The sequence below is a fragment of the Deinococcus apachensis DSM 19763 genome, from assembly GCF_000381345.1.
GTDB classification, from domain to species: Bacteria; Deinococcota; Deinococci; order Deinococcales; family Deinococcaceae; genus Deinococcus; species Deinococcus apachensis.
In genome coordinates this window covers 32,040-48,851 of record NZ_KB906415.1, presented here as the reverse complement: position 1 = coordinate 48,851, position 16,812 = coordinate 32,040, and the positions used below count along the sequence as shown (strand labels likewise).

At 70.8% G+C, this 16,812-nt stretch carries 16 protein-coding genes; 2 read left to right on the top strand and 14 right to left on the bottom strand.

What is annotated here, in order from left to right; translation table 11 throughout:
- Positions 1-5: 5 nt before the first annotated feature.
- The 8 genes from F784_RS0118675 to F784_RS0118640 form a co-directional block, all read right to left on the bottom strand.
- Positions 6-1,193, bottom strand: coding sequence for an MFS transporter (locus F784_RS0118675; protein WP_019588250.1), 1,188 nt, complete (start codon positions 1,191-1,193; stop codon positions 6-8).
- Positions 1,190-4,495 (bottom strand): AAA family ATPase, encoded by a 3,306-nt coding sequence (locus F784_RS0118670; RefSeq protein ID WP_019588249.1) that lies wholly within the window; start codon positions 4,493-4,495, stop codon positions 1,190-1,192. The genes F784_RS0118675 and F784_RS0118670 overlap by 4 nt, the downstream gene beginning before the upstream one ends.
- A gap of 12 nt (positions 4,496-4,507) precedes the next feature.
- Positions 4,508-5,050, bottom strand: a complete 543-nt coding sequence (locus tag F784_RS0118665) for a GerMN domain-containing protein (RefSeq protein ID WP_019588248.1) — start codon at positions 5,048-5,050, stop codon at positions 4,508-4,510.
- Positions 5,047-6,426 carry an N-acetylmuramoyl-L-alanine amidase gene (locus F784_RS0118660; RefSeq protein WP_019588247.1) on the bottom strand — a complete coding sequence of 460 codons (1,380 nt, stop codon included), beginning with the start codon at positions 6,424-6,426 and terminating at the stop codon, positions 5,047-5,049. The genes F784_RS0118665 and F784_RS0118660 overlap by 4 nt, the downstream gene beginning before the upstream one ends.
- Positions 6,423-6,854: an SsrA-binding protein SmpB gene (smpB, locus tag F784_RS0118655; protein WP_026332585.1), complete on the bottom strand. Its 432-nt coding sequence runs from the start codon at positions 6,852-6,854 to the stop codon at positions 6,423-6,425. Before smpB ends, F784_RS0118660 begins: the two co-directional genes overlap by 4 nt.
- Positions 6,855-6,884: 30 nt before the next feature.
- A complete protein-coding gene (locus tag F784_RS24875; protein ID WP_019588245.1) occupies positions 6,885-7,511 on the bottom strand; it encodes a TMEM175 family protein in 627 nt (208 codons plus the stop codon).
- A 135-nt stretch (positions 7,512-7,646) separates the two neighbouring features.
- The gene (locus F784_RS0118645) at positions 7,647-8,369 is read right to left on the bottom strand and encodes an SDR family oxidoreductase (protein ID WP_026332584.1); all 723 of its coding nucleotides are present in this window, start codon (positions 8,367-8,369) and stop codon (positions 7,647-7,649) included.
- Between the two features lie 62 nt (positions 8,370-8,431).
- The gene (locus F784_RS0118640) at positions 8,432-8,911 is read right to left on the bottom strand and encodes a hypothetical protein (protein ID WP_019588243.1); all 480 of its coding nucleotides are present in this window, start codon (positions 8,909-8,911) and stop codon (positions 8,432-8,434) included.
- Between the two features lie 161 nt (positions 8,912-9,072).
- On the opposite strand from F784_RS0118640, the gene F784_RS0118635 reads away from it, so the two are divergent.
- Together F784_RS0118635 and F784_RS0118630 are read left to right on the top strand one after the other, a co-directional pair.
- A complete protein-coding gene (locus F784_RS0118635) occupies positions 9,073-9,705 on the top strand; it encodes a MazG family protein (protein ID WP_019588242.1) in 633 nt (210 codons plus the stop codon).
- A complete protein-coding gene (locus F784_RS0118630; RefSeq protein ID WP_019588241.1) occupies positions 9,702-10,286 on the top strand; it encodes an NUDIX hydrolase in 585 nt (194 codons plus the stop codon). Before F784_RS0118635 ends, F784_RS0118630 begins: the two co-directional genes overlap by 4 nt.
- Positions 10,287-10,339: 53 nt before the next feature.
- On the opposite strand, the gene F784_RS0118625 is transcribed toward F784_RS0118630, so the two are convergent.
- From F784_RS0118625 to rsmH, 6 genes are all read right to left on the bottom strand, one after another.
- Positions 10,340-11,368 (bottom strand): DUF4384 domain-containing protein, encoded by a 1,029-nt coding sequence (locus tag F784_RS0118625; RefSeq protein WP_019588240.1) that lies wholly within the window; start codon positions 11,366-11,368, stop codon positions 10,340-10,342.
- Positions 11,369-11,527: 159 nt separating this feature from the next.
- Positions 11,528-12,700, bottom strand: a complete 1,173-nt coding sequence (locus F784_RS0118620; protein WP_019588239.1) for an ABC transporter permease — start codon at positions 12,698-12,700, stop codon at positions 11,528-11,530.
- Positions 12,701-12,976: 276 nt separating this feature from the next.
- Positions 12,977-13,795 carry a hypothetical protein gene (locus F784_RS26675; RefSeq protein ID WP_169405710.1) on the bottom strand — a complete coding sequence of 273 codons (819 nt, stop codon included), beginning with the start codon at positions 13,793-13,795 and terminating at the stop codon, positions 12,977-12,979.
- 423 nt (positions 13,796-14,218) lie between these two features.
- On the bottom strand, positions 14,219-15,571 hold the full coding sequence (locus F784_RS0118605; protein ID WP_019588236.1) for a peptidoglycan D,D-transpeptidase FtsI family protein: 1,353 nt from the start codon (positions 15,569-15,571) through the stop codon (positions 14,219-14,221).
- Complete coding sequence (locus tag F784_RS0118600) at positions 15,562-15,921, bottom strand: hypothetical protein (RefSeq protein WP_019588235.1); 360 nt, start codon at positions 15,919-15,921, stop codon at positions 15,562-15,564. The genes F784_RS0118605 and F784_RS0118600 overlap by 10 nt, the downstream gene beginning before the upstream one ends.
- A complete protein-coding gene (gene rsmH, locus F784_RS0118595) occupies positions 15,918-16,811 on the bottom strand; it encodes a 16S rRNA (cytosine(1402)-N(4))-methyltransferase RsmH (protein WP_019588234.1) in 894 nt (297 codons plus the stop codon). The genes F784_RS0118600 and rsmH overlap by 4 nt, the downstream gene beginning before the upstream one ends.
- Position 16,812: the final 1 nt, after the last annotated feature.

The following is a 16,812-nucleotide window of genomic DNA, read 5'->3' as shown; positions in this document are numbered from 1 at the left end:
GGAACTCAGGGATTGGGCGGCGCCCCCACCCTCTCCCGCCGCTCCACCCACCACAATCCCGCCCCCGCCAGAACCAGCAGTGCGGGAATGACAATCTGCGCCAGGAACAGCGAGGAGGCGTCAGCCACGGCGCCCAGCGCGAAGGGGGCGAGCAGGATGGCGAGGCCCGAGGCCAGGGCGGCGCGGGCACTCGCCACATCCTCCTGCCCCGGGGCGGTACCCACCGCGAGGGTGAGCAGGGCCGGGTAGAGGTTCGCAATCCCCAGGCCGGTGACGAAGAGGCCCAGCACGCGGGTGACCGTGAAATCCGGCAGCCAGTACAGCAGGAAGCCCAGCAGAGCGGTCAACAGGGAAAGGGCAACCACACGGGGCGCGGGCCACACCGACACGAGCGCCCCGCCCGCCACCCGCCCGATGAGCATCGCCAGCAGGAAGGCGCCCGCGCTGGTCGCCGCCGCCGCCCGCGTGAAGCCTCCCACGACGCGCAGGAAATCCGCTCCCCAGAAACCCACCCCAAATTCCACCGCCACGACGAGGAGGAGGAGAGCCCAGTAGCGCCAGTAGCGGGCGGGAAGGGAGATGCGCGACCTCTCTCCCCCACCGCTTCGCCCCGGAAATGTCACCCGGCCAAAGCGCAGGGCAAGCGCCACCAGCGCCGCCGCCGCGAACCACAGCACGGCGGGCCAGCCCAGCCCGGCCGCCACTGCGCCCCCGACCGCCAGCGGGGCCAGCACGCCGCACAGGCTGGAGATGGCGTTGGCCTCGGCGAAGGCGCGGCCGCGCCCCTCCCCGTGGCGCCGGGCCAGCACCGCGGACACCTGCACGAGCGTCAGGGAACCCAGCGTGCCCATGATCAGGGTGCCCAGCACGCTGAGGGCGAAGGTGGGGGCGACCGCGAGCAGCCCGGCGCCGACCGCCATTCCCGCCGCGCCGCCCCACAGCAGCCTCCGGTCCCCGAAACGGGCGGCCAGCCGGTCGGCCGTGACGCTGGCGACGAGCAGGCCGACGGCGAAGGCACTCGTGTGCAGGCTCGCCTGGGCATAGGTGAGGTGCAGCTTCTCGCGCAGGAAGGGCACCAACGGCCCCAGCACGTTGATCAGGAAGCCAAAGTAGCCCAGGAGCAGGTAGGCCGCCCAGGTCATGGCGTCCCGCCCGAAGCGCCGCTCCTCCAGTCTGGCCGGGCTGGTCCTCACCGCGCCACGGCCTCCTCCGCCTGGCGGATGCTCAGCACGCGGCTGGCCCCGGTGTGGTCGGTCGTGACGCCCCACAGCGCGTTCGCCACCTCCATCGTCGCCTTCTGGTGGGTGACGAGCAGGAATTGCGCTCCCCGTGCCGAGAAGCGTTCGAGGAAGGCCGTGAAGCGCCGGATGTTCGCCTCGTCCAGGGGCGCGTCCACCTCGTCGAGGACGGCGAGGGGGAGACCCCCGGCACTCCCTTCCCCACCGGCGTGGTTCAGGGCGAAAAGGAAGCCCAGGCCCGCCATCGTGCACTCGCCCGCACTGAGCAGCGTCATCGAGCGGGTGCGCTTGCCCTTCGGCTGCACGGCGAGGCGCAGCCCGGTGAGGCGGCCCGCCTCGTCGTGTTCGGGTTCCAGTTCGCCCTGACCGCCGAGCAGCTCCGCACTGTACTCCCGGAAGGCGGCGGTCACCCGGTCGAAGGCGGCGCGGGTGGCGAGGCCTTCAGCAGTCTCCAGCTCCAAGAGGTGACCGCGCAACTCGGCGGCGGCCTCCTCGGCGTCGTTCAGCTCGTTGCTGAGGCGCTCCAGCTCGGCACTCTCGGCGGCGTGGTCGGCCTCGGCGCGGGCGTTGATAGGACCCAGGCGTTCGAGGTCAGCGCGGCTGCGGTTAAGCTCTGCCGTCCATTCACGTGGGGTGCCGGGCGGACTGCATCCCTCGGGGATGGGCTCCGGACTGCCCTCGCGGCGGGCGATCAGGAGCCGGGTGTCCTCCAGCCGGGCGCGGACCTTGTTCTGCTCACCGATGAGGGAGGTGTACGCCTGGGCGGCGGCGTCCCGTTCCTTTTCCGCGCGGTACAGCTCGTGTTCGTCGAGGGTGCCCAGCGCGGCCTCACGGCGCCCCACCTCGGCGGAGGCGGTGGCGAGGTGGGCCTCCTGGGCGGTCATCGCCTCGGCATTGGCGTTCAGGCGCTCGCGCAGGTCTCCCGCCCGTGCCCGCGCAGTGCGGAAGGCCCGCCACGCCGCGTCGAGTTCGCGGGCAAGCGCCAGGGCCTCGAGCGCCGCCCGCTCCCGTCCGCGCCCGTCCTCAGCGGCGGTGCGGGCGGCGAGCAGGGCGGCTTCGAGTTCGGCGGGGTCGGCCAGCGGCCCTTCCGGCTGGACCGCAGGGGCGGGCGTTTCGGCGGACAACCGGGCGAGGAGGCGGTCGCGGTGGGTACTCAAGCTGCGAACCTGCGCGTCCAGCTCGGTCACGCGCCGCTCGGCCTCGCGCTCCTCGCGGGCGGCCCGTTCCCGGGCGGCGAGGAGCGTGTCGTGCTCGCCCGCATCCCCTGTCAGGACGCCCTGCACCCGTTTCAACTCAGCGGCGAGGCGGGCAGTCTGCCGGTCCACGTCCTCCAGCTCCCCGTTGATCTCCTGCAAGCGGCGCTGGTCGGCGAGGATGCTGAAGCCCGCGTCACGCAGCCGTCCGCCCGTGATCGCGCCCCCGGCCTCCAGCAGCTCGCCCTCCAGCGTGACGAGGCGGGGCCGGTTGGGGTGCGCGCGGGCGAGGCGGTTGGCGGCGCGCAGGTCCTCCACGACCAGGGTGTCCGCCAGGATCGCCTCGCCGACGAGCGGCGGGTCGGTCGGGCACAGGTCGGCGAGGTTGCCGACCACACCCGCCTCGCGCAGCAGGGCGCCATCGCGGCGGGGCCGGGCACGGATCAGGTCGAGGGGGAGGAAGGTCGCGCGGCCCCCCACCCGCTTGAGTTCGTCGATGATGTGCCGGGCATCCTCACCCGTGTGGACGACGATCTGCTCCAGGCGGCGGCCCAGGGCGGCGGTGACCGCCGTCTCGTACTTGGCGGGAACGGTGAGAAGGTCGGCGACCGAGCCCACGATGCCGGGGTGGTCGAGGCGCAGGGCGTTGCGGGCGCCCTCGCCGTAGCGGGCGTAGGAGTCGAGGGACCCCTCCAGCCGCTCGCGCTCGCGGCGCAGGGGGGCCACGCTCGCGTTCAGGCGGGAGAGTTCATTCTGGAGGTGCCGCTCGTGGGCCTGCATGTCGGTGCGGCGGGCGGCAAGGGTGGTGTAGGCGGCCTCGGCCTTCTCGCGGGCGTGGGCGGCGGAAGCCAAGCGTTCATGGGCGGCGGCCAGCGCCTCCCGCGCGTCCTCCAGGTTGCCCTCGGCGCGTTCCAGCTCGGCGCCCAGGGTCTCCCGGCTGGCGTCGACACGGGCGGCGGCCTGGGCAGCGCGCGCGGCCCCCTCTCGGGCGCGGGTCAACTCGGCGTCCAGCGAGCGTGCGCGGCGCTCAGCGGCCTCCGCCTCAGTGCGCGCCGTAGTCACAGCAACCTCCAGCGCGGGGAGGTCGGGGGCGGCCCCGGCGGGCGGGCTCTGGGGCAGGGCCGCGAGTTCGGCGCGCAGCCGCTCGGCCTCCTCGTTCAGGTGATCACGGTAGCGGCCCGCCTGGGCGTGGGCATCGCGGGCGGCGCGCAGGGCGTCGAGCGCCCCGGCGAAAGCGTCGGCGCGGGAGCGGGCCTCCAGGACCGCCTCGCGGGCAGCCTCCACCCGGGCGGCGGCGGCCTGCACCTCGGCGGCGAGCCCCGTACTTCTGGCCTCCAGCCCCTCCGCCTCGGCGCGGGCGGAGGCGATCTCGCGGGCCAGCGCCGCCTGACGCTCACGCCTCAGGGCGTCCTCCAGGGTCAGGATTCGGGCGGTCAGGTCGCGGTAGGCGCGGGCCTCACGGGCCGCCCGCTCCAGCCGCTCGACGTGCGCCGCGCGCTCTCCCTGCACCAGCCGGAGTTGCTCCAGAGACAACGCCGCCTCGCGCAGCCGCGCCTCCGTCTCCTGGCGGGCGGTGACGGCGCGCGACAGCCCCGCCGCCTCCTGCACATAGCCCAGCAGCGTCCGGCCCTCGGCCTGCACGACGCCGCTCACCTCGCCCTGCCCGATCACCGCGAGGCCGCCCGGCCCCAGCCCGGTGCCCCGCAGCGCCCCCTGCACGTCGCGGACGCGGACGGGGCGGCCGTTCAGGTCCTGCTCGCCGGTCCCGTCGCGGTACACCCGGCGGGTGACGTTCACCCGGCCCTCCCCCGTCAGCAGCTCGACCTGCACCTCCGCCAGCCCGAGGGGCGCTTTGCCGCCGCTCCCGTGGAAGATCAGCTCGGTGCCGCGCCCCGCCCGCAACTCGCGCGCCCGGGCCTGGTGGGTGGCCCAGCGGATCGCCTCGACCACATTGCTCTTGCCGCTGCCGTTGGGGCCGATGACGGCGCACACGCCCGGCCCGAATTCCAGCCGGGTGCGGTCCGCGAAGCTCTTGAAGCCCTGGAGGGTGATGCTCTGGAGCATGGGGCCGAGGGGCTACTGGTCCGCGCAGTCCTGCCGGGTGTACGGCTCGCGCACGTCGAGGTGCCCGAAGGTGTCCACGTTCTTGCCGTCGACCAGAAAGGTGACGTCCTGACCGCGCGTTTCCAGCAGCGTGCGGGCCAGGGTACACAGCAGCATCCGGTCGCCGGTCGTGCCGTAACGCAGCTTCCCGTACGCCGCCGGGAGGTTCACGTAGTAGTGCGCGCCACGCACCCAGACCTTGGGCGCCGCTGTGCCCTCGGGGACGAGGCGCAGCGAGCCGGAGGCCTGGGGTCCCGACGCCCAGACATTGAGGGCAGCCTGGGCCAGCGTGCCGGGGTTCTCCTGGATGACCTGCACGATGCGGGTCTCGGGCTTCAGGGTCTGGACCTGCGCGTCGCTGAAGTACACCTTGACCTTCACGTCGCGCTTTTCCTCCAGCTCCAGCCGGGGCGGGGCGGTCACCTGGGGGGGACGCTGCACCTCTTGGTAGGCGTAGGCCGCGGCGGCGAGGAGCGCGGCGCTCACCACGTTGAAGAGGGAAAAGAGCCGCCTCACTGGCGCCCCCCGCCCGCCGGGGCCCGGCCCGCGTTCGCCGCCCGCGCCGTGAGGTACGTGGCGATGGAGCGCGCGACCGCGACCGACATCGCCTGGAGCCGCTCGTCGACCCCGAGCTTGGCGCGGTCCTCGGCGTTGCTGGTCCAGCCCATCTCCAGCAGCAGCGCGGCCTGCGGGGCCTCGCCCAGCGTGAGGGTGCGGGAGATGTTCTCGGCCTTGGCCGTGACGCCCCCGCCCTTCAGCTCACCACGCAGCAGCTCGCTCAGGCGCCGGGTGCCGCCGCCGCTCCCCACTGCCAGGTCGATGTAGGGGGCCTGCGCCCCGCCCCGCACGGCGTTCACGATCTGCGCCGACGAACTTCCCGTCGGCTCGTACACGGTGACGCCCCCGCGCGGGCTGCCGGGGAAGCGGCCCAGGTCGAGCGCAAGGTACACGTCGCTGCGCCGGGCGAGGGACAGCTTCTGGTTCAGGCCCAGCGCGGTCTGCGCGTCCCGGGTCAGCTTGACCTGCCACCCCGCCTTGTTGAGCAGCTCGGCCGAGCGGCGGGCCACCTCCAGCGTCACGTCGCGGCCCAGCCCGGTCACGCGGGCGGGGTCGAGGACGATCAGGGGCCGCGAGAGGCGTTCCAGCAGCGCCGGGCTGGTGTAGGGCACCCCCGGCCCCGCATCCACCACCAGCCGGGCTCCACCCGGGCGTACCACCCGGTACACCCGGTAGCCGCTGCCGGGTGGCAGGGCGAAGGTCAGCCGCAGGTCGTCGCCGCTGCGGGTCACCTCGGCCTGGGGAACGAAGGCTCCCCGGGTGGTGTACCGCTTCGCCTCGCCCCGGGCGCCGCGCAGGGTCACGGTCACCGTCGTGCCGCGCAGCTCGTCCACGACCGGCACGTCACGCGTCAGGTCGAGGACCAGGCGGTCGCTGTCCTTGCCCGCGCGGCTGCTCACGCCCTGGAGGGTCGCGGGCACCACCTTGAAGTTGCCCACCTCGTAGGTGGCGCCCAGCCCCCGCGCCAGCGTGTCGAGCGGCAGGTAGAGGTTCCCATTCACCAGGGTCGCCGAGCGTGCCCGCACCCGCTCGGTGTCGAGCTGCACGGTGTTGAAGTCGGTCGTCGCCCGCTGCTGATCCTCGTCGATGGGGAGCAGCAGCGTGTGGCCAAAACCCTCCACCCGGGCCACCGGGCCGTCGCGCGTGACGCTCACCAGGCCTTCCAGTACGTCCTCGCGCGCGTATTCCGCCCCGTACAGGGTGATGGACTGCACCTGCTGCCCGGCGAGGTTGAGCCGACCCAGGGCGATCTGCGCTCCCGCCAGCCCGGCGCACAGCAGCGCCGCCGACAGCAGCAGCGGCCGGGAGAAGCGTCCCCTTCCCGCCCGCCTCATAGTTCGCGCAGCTCCCGCCGGACGACCTTTTCCGCCTCGGCCCGGCGCTTGTCGTGCAACTTCTTGCCGCGGGCCAGGGCGAGTTCCACCTTGAACACCCGGCCCTTCTGGTAGAGCTTGGTCGGCACCAGCGTCAGGCCCTTTTGCTCCAGCGCGCGCCTCAGCTTGCCGATCTCCTCGCGGTGCAGCAGCAGGCGGCGGGTGCGGCGGGGCTCGTGGTTGTTGTACGTGGCTTCGGTGTAGGTCGGAATGTACAGGCCCTCCAGCTCGATATTTCCGTTGTTCAGCCGCGCGAAGGCGTCCCGGAAGTCCACGCCGCCCGCCCGGACGCTCTTGACCTCGCTGCCCGTCAGAGCGATGCCCGCCTCGAAGCGGTCCAACAGCTCATATTCGTGATGGGCGCGGCGGTTCGTGTACACGCGGGGCATTCTAGCAGGCCGTGTTCGGGGGCCGGTGCCCTACCAGGCCTTCCGGACGGCCCGGTGCAGCAGGCGGCCGACAAACGGGGCGAAGGGCGCGAGCCACGCCAGCGAGGGGCGAACAAAGGCCAGGACGGCCATCAGGACGAACCCGCCCAGGTTCACGAGGGCACGCTCCCCCAGCCGCTGGGCCCGCCAGTCCGGAGCCATGAGCCCGTGCTGAACCGCGTGGCGCAGCATCCACAGAAAGGCCGCGCCGATCAGCACCTGATTGAGGGCGTAGGTGGCGACCCCGGCGGGCGTATCCCCGTAGGCGCCGATCAGGCCCGACGAGAAGGGCAGCAGGGACACCAGCATCAGGTAGACGACGTTCCGAAGAGCCAGGCCCTGGTCTGTGCGCCGGACGTACCTCTGGAAGCGCACGTGGCTGAGCCAATTCAGGCCCGCGATGATGAAGGTGAAGGCGTAGATCACCAGGCGCGGCGCGAGCGTCACCAGTTCCCCGGCGAGCCGGGCGTCGCGGGCCACCTGCCCCAATCCTCTCACCTGTTCCGGAACCCGCAGCTCCAGCACTAGAAGGGTCATGACGATGGCAAAAACGCCGTCACTCAGGCTGTGGACGCGGCTGGCAGGCACGTCCTGTGGACCGGGAGGCAGCTCAGCCATACCGGCCATCTTAAGCCTGGAGGTGCGGGAACGAACGCGGCCTGGCCCCCTCGGTGACCCACGGGGCCAGCCGGGGAGAATTCTGGAGGCGAGCGCCCTGGCTTCAGAACCCGGCCCCCGGGCAAAGCCTTCCTCCTACCGCTTTGGCGGCTTGCTGGGCCGGACCTCGATCCGGCTGGGTAACGTACGCGCAGGCATCTCCAGCAGATCGAGGGTGAGCTGGGCAATGTCCTCGGGCTGAATTTTCCAGGCGTCGGCCTCGCTTGGCGTGTGCCCGGCAAAATGGGTGGCGACGCTGCCGGGCATGATCTGCGTCACCTTGATGTCGTGCTGGCGCAGGTCGAGGGTCAGCACCTCGGACAGGCCGTTGAGCCCGAACTTGCTCGCGTTGTACGCCGCGCCGCCCGCGAAGGGGTTGCGCCCCGCCAGGCTGGAGAGGGTGAAGATGTACCCGCCCCGGCGTTTAAGGGCGGGAATCCCCGCCTTGATGGTGTAGAAGGCGCCACTGAGGTTGGTGTCGATCACCTCCCGCCACTGCTCGACGGTCAGGTCCTCTATGTTGGCGAAGCTGCCCACGCCCGCGTTCACGAACAGCACGTCCAGGCCGCCAAAGGCTTGGACGTGGGCGTCCACCGCTTGCTGAAGCGCCTGCGGGTCACGCACGTCGCACACCACGCCTCGGGCGCCCTGGCCGATCTCCCGGGCGGCAGCCTCCACCTCGGCCTGGCGGCGGCTGGTGAGGGTCACCGCGTACCCGGCCCCCGTCAGAGCCCGCGCCACCGCGAAACCGATGCCCTTGCTCGCGCCCGTCACGAAGGCGCTTTTTCGAGATGCGGACTGTGACTCGCTTTGGGTCATGGGGCGAACCTAACACGCCCCGACAGGTGGGCCGGGGCGTGTGAAGGGGCGCTTAATTGGGGTCAGGGCATCCTCTGAACGAGCCTGTCGTAGGTGTAGTTGGCGGCCTGGCCCTGCTGCTGCCAGAGGGTCAGGAGGCCGAACTGGTCGTCCAGGGTGACGATCTGACCCGCGCCCAGGTCGAACTGGAGCCGGGCGGTGAGCTTGGCCCAGGGAACCAGGGCATTCGGCGTGACGAGGACGGGCGTCACCCGGACCACGCCGGGGGTCTGGAGATCGGTCACAATGGTGGCGTTCGGATACCGACGCTTGATCGCCCCCGCCGAGTCCCGCCTCATGGCCGCCAGAATCCCGGCTCGCTGCTCCCCGTTCACGATGTTCGGATTCCCCTCTATACGCGGGTCGAGGATGGCGTACTTGGCGGTGGCGAGCCTGGAGGCGGTCCAGGTGGCCTGGGATGGCCGAGTGGGCGCGGCGGCCCGGGCCTCGATGCTTACGCCCAGCAACGTGGTCAGGAGGAGAGGGGTCAGGAATCTGTGCATGAGGCACAGTTCAACACACCGTGTCTGACGAACGGTGAAGCGGGCGTGAGCGGCCTGCTGGACCTTTGCCCGGGGACTCGATCCTTCCCCACTCCGGAGGTACGCCGGGCAAATCCTCGTCCGGATACCGACTTCTTCGCCCCGGCGATTAGCATGGGCTAATGCAAGACCTGCTTCAGACGCTGCGCCGCCTGCGGGCCCCCGACGGGTGTCCCTGGGATCGCGAGCAGACCCACGAGTCGCTGCGCCCCTACCTGCTCGAGGAAGCCGCCGAGGCCGTGGATGCGGTGGGCGAAAGCCCTGCCGCCCTCGCGGGCGAACTCGGGGACGTGCTGCTGCAGGTCGCCTTCCATTCGGTCATCGCCGAGGAGGAGGGCACCTTCGGCTACCCGGATGTGGAGCGCGGCATCGTGGAGAAGCTGGTGCGGCGGCATCCCCATGTGTTCGGCGCGGTGCAGGTCTCCGGCTCGGACGAGGTGGTGACGAACTGGGAGGTGATCAAGACCGCCGAGCGGGGAGGCCGCCCCCGCAGCGCCGCCGACCGGGTGCCCGCCGCGCTGGGGGCGCTCGCGCGGGAGACTCAGGCACAGAAGCTCGCCAGGCGGGAGAAGACGGGCCGGGAGGACGTGGGGGCGACTCTTCAAAAGGCCCCCGACACGACACAGGGAGTGGCGGAAGTGCTTTCGGCGGTCGTCGCCTGGGCCTGGTCGCTGGGCGTGGACCCGGAGGTGGCGCTGCGGGAACACACCCACGCTTTCCTGGCCGCCCTGCCGGACCCGGAGGCGGGCGCGTGACGACCCCGGGAGGCGAACCGGACCCGCTCGACGCCGCCCTGGACGATCCCTGGGCCCTCTGGGTGGGCAGCCGGTCCCGCACGCCGCTGAACCTGCCCGAGTACCGCCGCGCCGCCGTGCTCGTCGCGCTGACCCGCGAGCGTGATCCCCGCGTGCTCCTCACCGTCCGCTCGGCGGAACTTCCCACCCACCGGGGCCAGATCAGTTTTCCGGGCGGCAGCCTCGACCCTAATGAGACGCCCGTGCAGGGGGCGTTGCGCGAGGCCGAGGAGGAGGTGGGCCTGGACCCCCGCACGGTCACGGTGCTGGGCGAGCTCGACGACGTGTTCACGCCGGTCGGCTTCCACGTCACGCCGGTCCTGGCGCGCGTGCCCGCCGAGCCACGCCTGACGCTGACGGCCGAGGTCGCGCAGATCATCACGCCCACCCTGGGAGAACTGCGCGCCCTGGACGTCGTCCGCGAGGTTCGCACCCTGCCGGGCGGCGAGCAGGTGCCGCTCTACCGCTACCCCTGGCGCGGCCACGACATCTGGGGCATGACGGCGCGGGTGCTGCACGACCTCCTCCAGCACGGGCCGTGAACAGGAGAGCACCCCCGCCGCTCGGGCAGGGGTGCTCTGGTCTGGGCTGAACTTCAGCGGGTGGGGGTGATGGTGATCTGGGCGTCGCGGGTCACGTTGTAGCGGCCCACGAAGGTCTGGTAACCGGGGGCGATCAGCACGACCTCGGTCGCGCCGCGGTTCACGTCCACCGACAGGCCACCGTTGCGGATCGTGCCGACCTCCTGGCCGTCCACGAACACGCGGGCGCCGTTCACGCTGCTGCGGATGGAGAGGGTGAACTGGTTGCTGACCACGGGGGCCGGGGCGGGAGTGACAACCTGCGCGAACTCGACGTTCAGGTTGGTGGTGGCACCCGCGCGGATGGTGATGGTCGTGGTGTAGTCGCGGAAGCCGGGGGCCTGCACGCGCACCGGGTAGGAGCCGGGGCGGATGTTCGTGAAGGTGGTGTTGGCGCTGCCCAGCCGCTGGCCGTTCAGGATCACGGTCGAGTTGGCGACGTTCGTGCCCACAAACAGGCTGCCCGTCTGAACGGGGTTGCGCGCCGCGACGTTGAAGAAGGCGGTGTCACTCACCCAGCTGTTCTGGGGAATGGGGTTCACCACGATGCTCAGCGCCTGGGCGAGCTGCTGCTGGCCCTTGGCGGTCACGGTGGCGAACTGGTCCTGCTGGGTCTTGAAGGAGCTGATCTGGTCGAGGTTCAGCTCGGTCAGGCTGGCGAGCGCGAGCACCTTGTTCAGGCCCACGTCCTCGCCCACCGTGAAGTTGAAGTTGGCGCCGGGCGCGGGGAACACCGCCGTGGTGTTCGCCTTCACGAAGTTGCTGCTGCTCAGGCGGTTGGGGAGGATCTGGGTCACTTCCCCGTTCGCGTCCACGTTGAACAGGTACACGTAGGCGTCGCGGTTGACGGTCGTGCTGATGCGGATGTTCTCGCCCGTGCGGTAGGTGGGCGTGGCGTTGCCGCTGGAGTCCTTGTCGACGCGAACGCTCACGGCCAGGTCGGGCTGGCTGGGGTTCACGATAATGCTCTGGGCGCTGATCTTGGGGGCGGCGGCGGCGGTGCCGAGCAGCATCGCGGCCGGGATCATCAGAAGCTTCTTCATGTGGTACCTCCGAGACAGAGGTTACGGGGGGCAACTTGACGGGCCATGAGCCTCCCGGGGGTGAATGTTAATGGTGCTTCAGGCCACCGTCAGGAAGGTGATGTCCGTCTGACACGAAGTTTTTCACATTTCCGGGAGAGGCGGCGGATGAAGACCGGCTCAGCGGATGATCCGTGCGGGTTCCACATTGGCCGCCCGGCGGGCGGGAATCAGGGCCGCGAGCAGCGTGGTTCCCAGGCCCACCGCGTTCACCCACAGCAGGTCGCCCGCCCGCACCTGCACCGGCAGCGCCGTGATGAAGTACAGGTCCCCCGGAAGCTGAAAGGGCCGCACCGTGAAGTAGGCGCTGATGCCCAGGCCCAGCAGATTTCCCAGCAACAGACCGCCCAGCCCGAGCAGCGCCCCCTCGATCAGGAACGTGCGGGTGATCACCCCGCGTGTGGCCCCCACCGCGCGCAGGATGGCAATCTCCTGCGTCTTCTCGAACACGGCGAGGGTCAGCACGTTGGCGATCCCGAAGGCCGCCACGATCACGATCAGGAACACCACGAAGGCGATCACCCGCTTTTGCAGGGCGAGCTGGTCGAGCAGCGTGCCGTACAGGCTCTGCCAGGGGATGGAGGTGTAGGGCCGGATGCGGGTGAGTGCGTCCCCCACCGCCGGGGCACTGTCCGGGTCGCGCAGCCGGAGCTGGTAGCCGCTGATGTTCGTCGTTCCCTGGAGGGCCTGGAGGGTCCCCAGGCTGGTGAAGGCGTAGCCGGAGTCGATCAGGTAGTTGCCGGTGCTGAAGACCCCCTTCACCCGCAGGGTCACCCGGCGCTGGGTGGAATTCAGCAGCCGCACCTCGTCGCCGGTGAAGGCCCCGACGCTGCGGGCCAGGGCCGCGCCCAGAAGCACCTCGTTCGGACCCAGAGCTCGCAGAAGCGTGCCCTCCTCGGGGGCGAGGCGCAGGACAGTCGCCGCCGTGGGCGTCACGCCGAACAGCGTGGTGAAGTCCACCCCCGCTGCCCGCCCCGCCGACGCTGGCCGGGTCAGCAGCCCCTTGTCCCCCAGAAAGGGCACGAAGGCGGTCACGCGGGGGTCGGCGCGCATCTCGGTCTCCAGCCCGGGGTCGCGCGGCGAGGGGGTGAAGGCCGTCAGACTCAGGTGCGGGCTGGCGCGGAGCGTGGCGTCCACCAGGGCGCGGGTAAAGCCGTTCGTCAGGCTCAGCGCGGCGATCAGGACCATCACGCCCACCGCGATCCCCAGGACGGTCAGGAGGTTCTGGGTCCGCCGCCGCCTCAGGTGCGCGCGGGCCAGCGTCCAGGCGAGGTCAGGGACAGGGCGGGGCACGTCTGCGGAGGATACCAGAGGGGGAGGAAGGGGGTGCGCCGCCCTCAGACCGGACAGGGCTTTGCTCTTGACGCTGCGGAAATTCGCTTCGGGGGCTATGACCAGGCGGCTTTGGCGCAGGCGAACGGGGCAGTCAGGCCGCGCCGGAGGCGAAGTCACTCCTACCCCTGGTCCTCCGACAACCCGCTCCCGGGCGAGACTCACCTGGGAGACAACACCAGAAAACCGCGCGGGCGACCTCCCGGGTCAGCCCACGCGGACAGGATGAAAAACGGCTCAGCGAACAGCCGTAATGCGGACCTGCCGGGCGCCGAACCGGATCGCGTCGCCGTAGGAGGACATCCAGACGTCGAGGCTGCCCGTCTTGTAGGCGGCCATGGTGTCCTCGACGATAAAGACCCGGCCGTTGAACAGGCCGTTCGACCGACCGCTGAGGTCCTGAATGGTGATGCGCGTCCCGTACGGGAACATCCGCAGCATGTCGCGGCTCAGGGCCACCACGCCGGGACGGGTGCGGGTGCCCGTCGCCGTGATGAAGGGCGTGGAGTCGGTCTGCCCCGGCATGCTGTTGTAGGCGGTGGCCCGGACGATGGCGCTGCGGCCCGTGCGGGTCGTGTTGCGGTTCACCTGCGACTGCAACTGCTGGATGTTCTGGGCACGGCTTGTAGACGCCTGGGCCTGCGGGGCACGGGTCGCCTGGGTCTGGGCTGGGCGGGCAGGCTGGGCTGGCGCGCGGCGGGCCACCGGAGCCTGAGCCGGGCGGGCCGCCTGAGCAGGAGCAGGCCGGGTTGCCGTCTGCACTGAGCGGGCAGCCTGGCCTGCTGCCCGGGTGACTGTTGGCCGTGCGGCGGGAGTCTGCGTGGGCGTTGAACGCGCCGTCGGAGTCTGAACCGGACGGACGACTCGCTGGGCAGGCTGGGGGGCGCGGGCCACCGGCTCACTCCGCGCCGGGGCGGGAGCGGGAAGGTTGGGCGTCAGCGCCTCGCGCACGGCCTGCGTCGCCACACTGGGGGAGGGAAGCGCCGGGGTGGCGCTGGCGGTACCGAGGGTAGTGAGCAGGATGGCGCGCATCCAGCGGGTGAGCGTCACAGGCATGCATTCTCCTGCGGGCGCCCACGCGGCGCGCCCGGCGATCAAGGTGGGTTTGAAGGCCGGGCAGACACAGGTCACCGACCCCCTTAGCTTGTGAGCTTAATCAAGCACCGTGCGTAAACTGTGTGAGCTTTTCGTTATCCTCTCATAAGAACCTGGGAGTTCAGACTCTACGGATAACCTTCAGCAGCAAAAACGTCGGCCCAGGGCGGAACACCACCATGAGGCCAACTCTAATGGTCTCATTTATTTTCTCATCGGATATAGCACCCACAGGAGCGAGATTGGGCCGAATTCCAGCGAAATCTCCTCATCGGTTGAGCTCCAGGGTCACCGTCGCCACAGTCAGATGTGGAAAGCGGAGGGGAGAGAGAGCTCCGGCGAGTTCCTCCCCCCTCCGCCTGACATCAGACTCTCAGGAAGCTCTTACTTCTTCTCCTCGGGCTGCTTCTCCTCGCGGGGGGCGGCGGCCCAGCGGGAGATGATGTCGGAGGCGATCTCGCGGTAGATCGGGGCGGCGAGCATGGAGCCGTGATACTCGACCTTGGCGCCGTGGACCATGACGGCGACCGTGATCCGGGGCGCGTCGGCGGGGAAGAAGCCTGCGAAGAGGCTGTCGAACAGGTTGCTCGCGTAGCCCTTGGCGCCCTCGGAGACCTGCGCGGTGCCCGTCTTGCCGCCCAGGGCGTAGCCCTTGATTCCGGCAGCGTGGGGAATACCCTCCTCAATCACGGCCTGGAGCATCTCGCGGGTCTTGCGGGCGGTCTCGGGGCGCAGCACCTCGCGCCGCTCGCCCGCGGATTCACCCTCCACCAGGCGGGGCGAGACGTAGCGGCCGTCGTTCGCCAGGGTGTTGTAAGCCGCCGCGAGTTGCAGGGTCGTGCTGCTCATGCCCTGGCCGAAGGCGTTGGTGGCCCGCACGAGATCGTCCCAGTTCCGCAGCGGTTGAAGCTGGCCCGTGCTGGTGACCACGGTAGGGATATCCACGTAGCTCCCGAACCCGTAATGGCTGAGGTAGCCGCGCATCCGCTCGGGGGGGAAGTGCTCCACGATGTGGCTCATGCCCACGTTGCTGCTGTAGCGCAGCACCTGCCGGGTGGTGAGGTGGCCGGGGTGGGCGACCGCGTCCCCAATCGTGCTGCCCCAGCGCCCGCCCACGTAGCGGCGCATGGGCGTGTCGTACTTGGTCTCCGGCGTCGTCAGGCCCTCGTTGATGGCAGCCGCGACGACCAGACCCTTGATGGTCGAGCCGGGCTCGAAGACGTCGAGGAAGGGCCGGTTGCGCCGGGTTTCCGGGCTGTAGTCGCGCCACTGGTTGGGGTCGAAGGGGGGGTAGCTCGCGGCGGCCAGGATGCGCCCGGTGCGGGTTTCAAGCACGACCACCGAGCCGTACTGGCCCTGGTGCTCGGGCACGGCCTTGGCGAGCGCGGCCTCGGCGGCGGCCTGCGCGGCCGGGTCCAGGGTGAGCTTCAGGTTCTGGCCGCCCTCCAGCGTGCGGTTGTAGGCGGCCTCCAGCCCCTCCAGGCCCTCGGTCGCGCCCATCAGCCCGACCACCTGCCCGGCGAGCGTGCCCTGGGGATAAACCCGCTTGCCGTTCACGCTCTGGGCCAGCACCGTGCCGTCAGCGGCGGTGATGGTCCCGCGCGACTGCACCACGCTGCGCTTGACGGCCTGCGGCACGCCCCATTCGAGCTGCGCGTAGGCCCACACCAGCGTCAGGAACAGCACCAGGGCGATGAACTGCATCAGGCGGGAACGGCGGTGGATCTTCACTTCCATTCGGTCGTCACCTCCAGGGTGGTGTGGGGTTGCAGGGGCTTGGGGGCGGGGATTCCGGTGATGGGCGCGCTGGTCTTGGAGGCTTCGGCGAAGCGGCGCATCCCGTTCTGAAGCGCCCAGTCGCTGATCCGCTGGGGGTTCCCCAGGGCCTGGACGCGCAGTTCGAGTTCGTCCCGCTGGGTGGTCAGGGTCGCCTCCCGTTTCTGGGCCGCCCGCAGCTCGGGCCGCACGTCCTGGGTCAGGTAGCGGGCCATGACCAGCGCCAGCGCCAGCAGCAGGTAGATGACGACGTACCGGATGGCGCGCGCCCGCCACGTCGCGGTGCTCAGGTCGAAGCGGGGCAGGATCATGGGGTCACCTTCTCGGCGGCCCTCAGTTTCGCGCTGCGGGCGCGGGGATTGGCGGCCTGCTCAGCCTCTGAGGCCTCCACCGGGCGTTTGGTCAGGGGCCGAAGGGTCGCGCTGCCCCGCAGGAAGCGCTTCACGATGCGGTCTTCGAGCGAGTGAAAGGAGATCACCGCGAGGCGGCCCCCCGGCGCCAGCAGGGCTTCGGCCGCCTCCAGCCCGTCCCGCAGGGCGCCGAGTTCGTCGTTCACGTGGATTCGCAGGGCCTGGAAGGTCCGGCGGGCGGGGTGAATGCCCTTCGAGAAGCCGGGGTACGCCCGCTTGACGATGTCCGCGAGCCCCACGGTGGTCTCGATGGGCGCTTTCTCGCGCGCCTGTGCGATGGCGCGGGCGATGCGGCGCGAGTGGCGGTCCTCGCCGTACTCGTAGATGATCGCGGCGAGTTCCTCCTCGGGGGAGGTGTTCACCACGTCGGCGGCGCTCTCACCGCTGCGGCTCATCCGCATGTCGAGCGGCGCCTCGGTGTGGTACGAGAACCCGCGCTCGGCGTCGTCGAGCTGAAAGCTGCTCACGCCGATGTCGAGGAGCACACCGTCCACCTGGGTCACCCCGATGTCAGACAGGAGGTCACGCATGTCGCGGTAGTTGCCCTCCAGCACGGTGAGGTTGGGAAGTTCGAGGGCGCGGGCCCGGTTCAGGGCGTAGGGGTCCTGGTCGATGCCGATGACCCGGGCACCGGCCTCCAGCAGCAGCCGGGTGTGTCCGGCGCCGCCGAGGGTGCCGTCCACGATCAGGCGGCCGGGGGCGGGGGCCAGCGCTTCAACCACCTCGGCGGCGAGGACCGGGGTGTGGGAGAGGGAATCCGGGGGGGGCAGGTCGGGAGGAGCAGTGTTCATT

Coding starts and splice junctions, on each gene's coding strand:
- F784_RS0118670 (WP_019588249.1), bottom strand. CDS start 4,495: ATGCTCCAGAGCATCACCCTCCAGGGCTTCAAGAGCTTCGCGGACCGC.
- F784_RS0118660 (WP_019588247.1), bottom strand. CDS start 6,426: ATGAGGCGGGCGGGAAGGGGACGCTTCTCCCGGCCGCTGCTGCTGTCG.
- smpB (WP_026332585.1), bottom strand. CDS start 6,854: ATGCCCCGCGTGTACACGAACCGCCGCGCCCATCACGAATATGAGCTG.
- F784_RS24875 (WP_019588245.1), bottom strand. CDS start 7,511: ATGGCTGAGCTGCCTCCCGGTCCACAGGACGTGCCTGCCAGCCGCGTC.
- F784_RS0118645 (WP_026332584.1), bottom strand. CDS start 8,369: ATGACCCAAAGCGAGTCACAGTCCGCATCTCGAAAAAGCGCCTTCGTG.
- F784_RS0118640 (WP_019588243.1), bottom strand. CDS start 8,911: ATGCACAGATTCCTGACCCCTCTCCTCCTGACCACGTTGCTGGGCGTA.
- F784_RS0118635 (WP_019588242.1), top strand. CDS start 9,073: ATGCAAGACCTGCTTCAGACGCTGCGCCGCCTGCGGGCCCCCGACGGG.
- F784_RS0118625 (WP_019588240.1), bottom strand. CDS start 11,368: ATGAAGAAGCTTCTGATGATCCCGGCCGCGATGCTGCTCGGCACCGCC.
- F784_RS26675 (WP_169405710.1), bottom strand. CDS start 13,795: ATGCCTGTGACGCTCACCCGCTGGATGCGCGCCATCCTGCTCACTACC.
- F784_RS0118605 (WP_019588236.1), bottom strand. CDS start 15,571: ATGGAAGTGAAGATCCACCGCCGTTCCCGCCTGATGCAGTTCATCGCC.
- F784_RS0118600 (WP_019588235.1), bottom strand. CDS start 15,921: ATGATCCTGCCCCGCTTCGACCTGAGCACCGCGACGTGGCGGGCGCGC.
- rsmH (WP_019588234.1), bottom strand. CDS start 16,811: ATGAACACTGCTCCTCCCGACCTGCCCCCCCCGGATTCCCTCTCCCAC.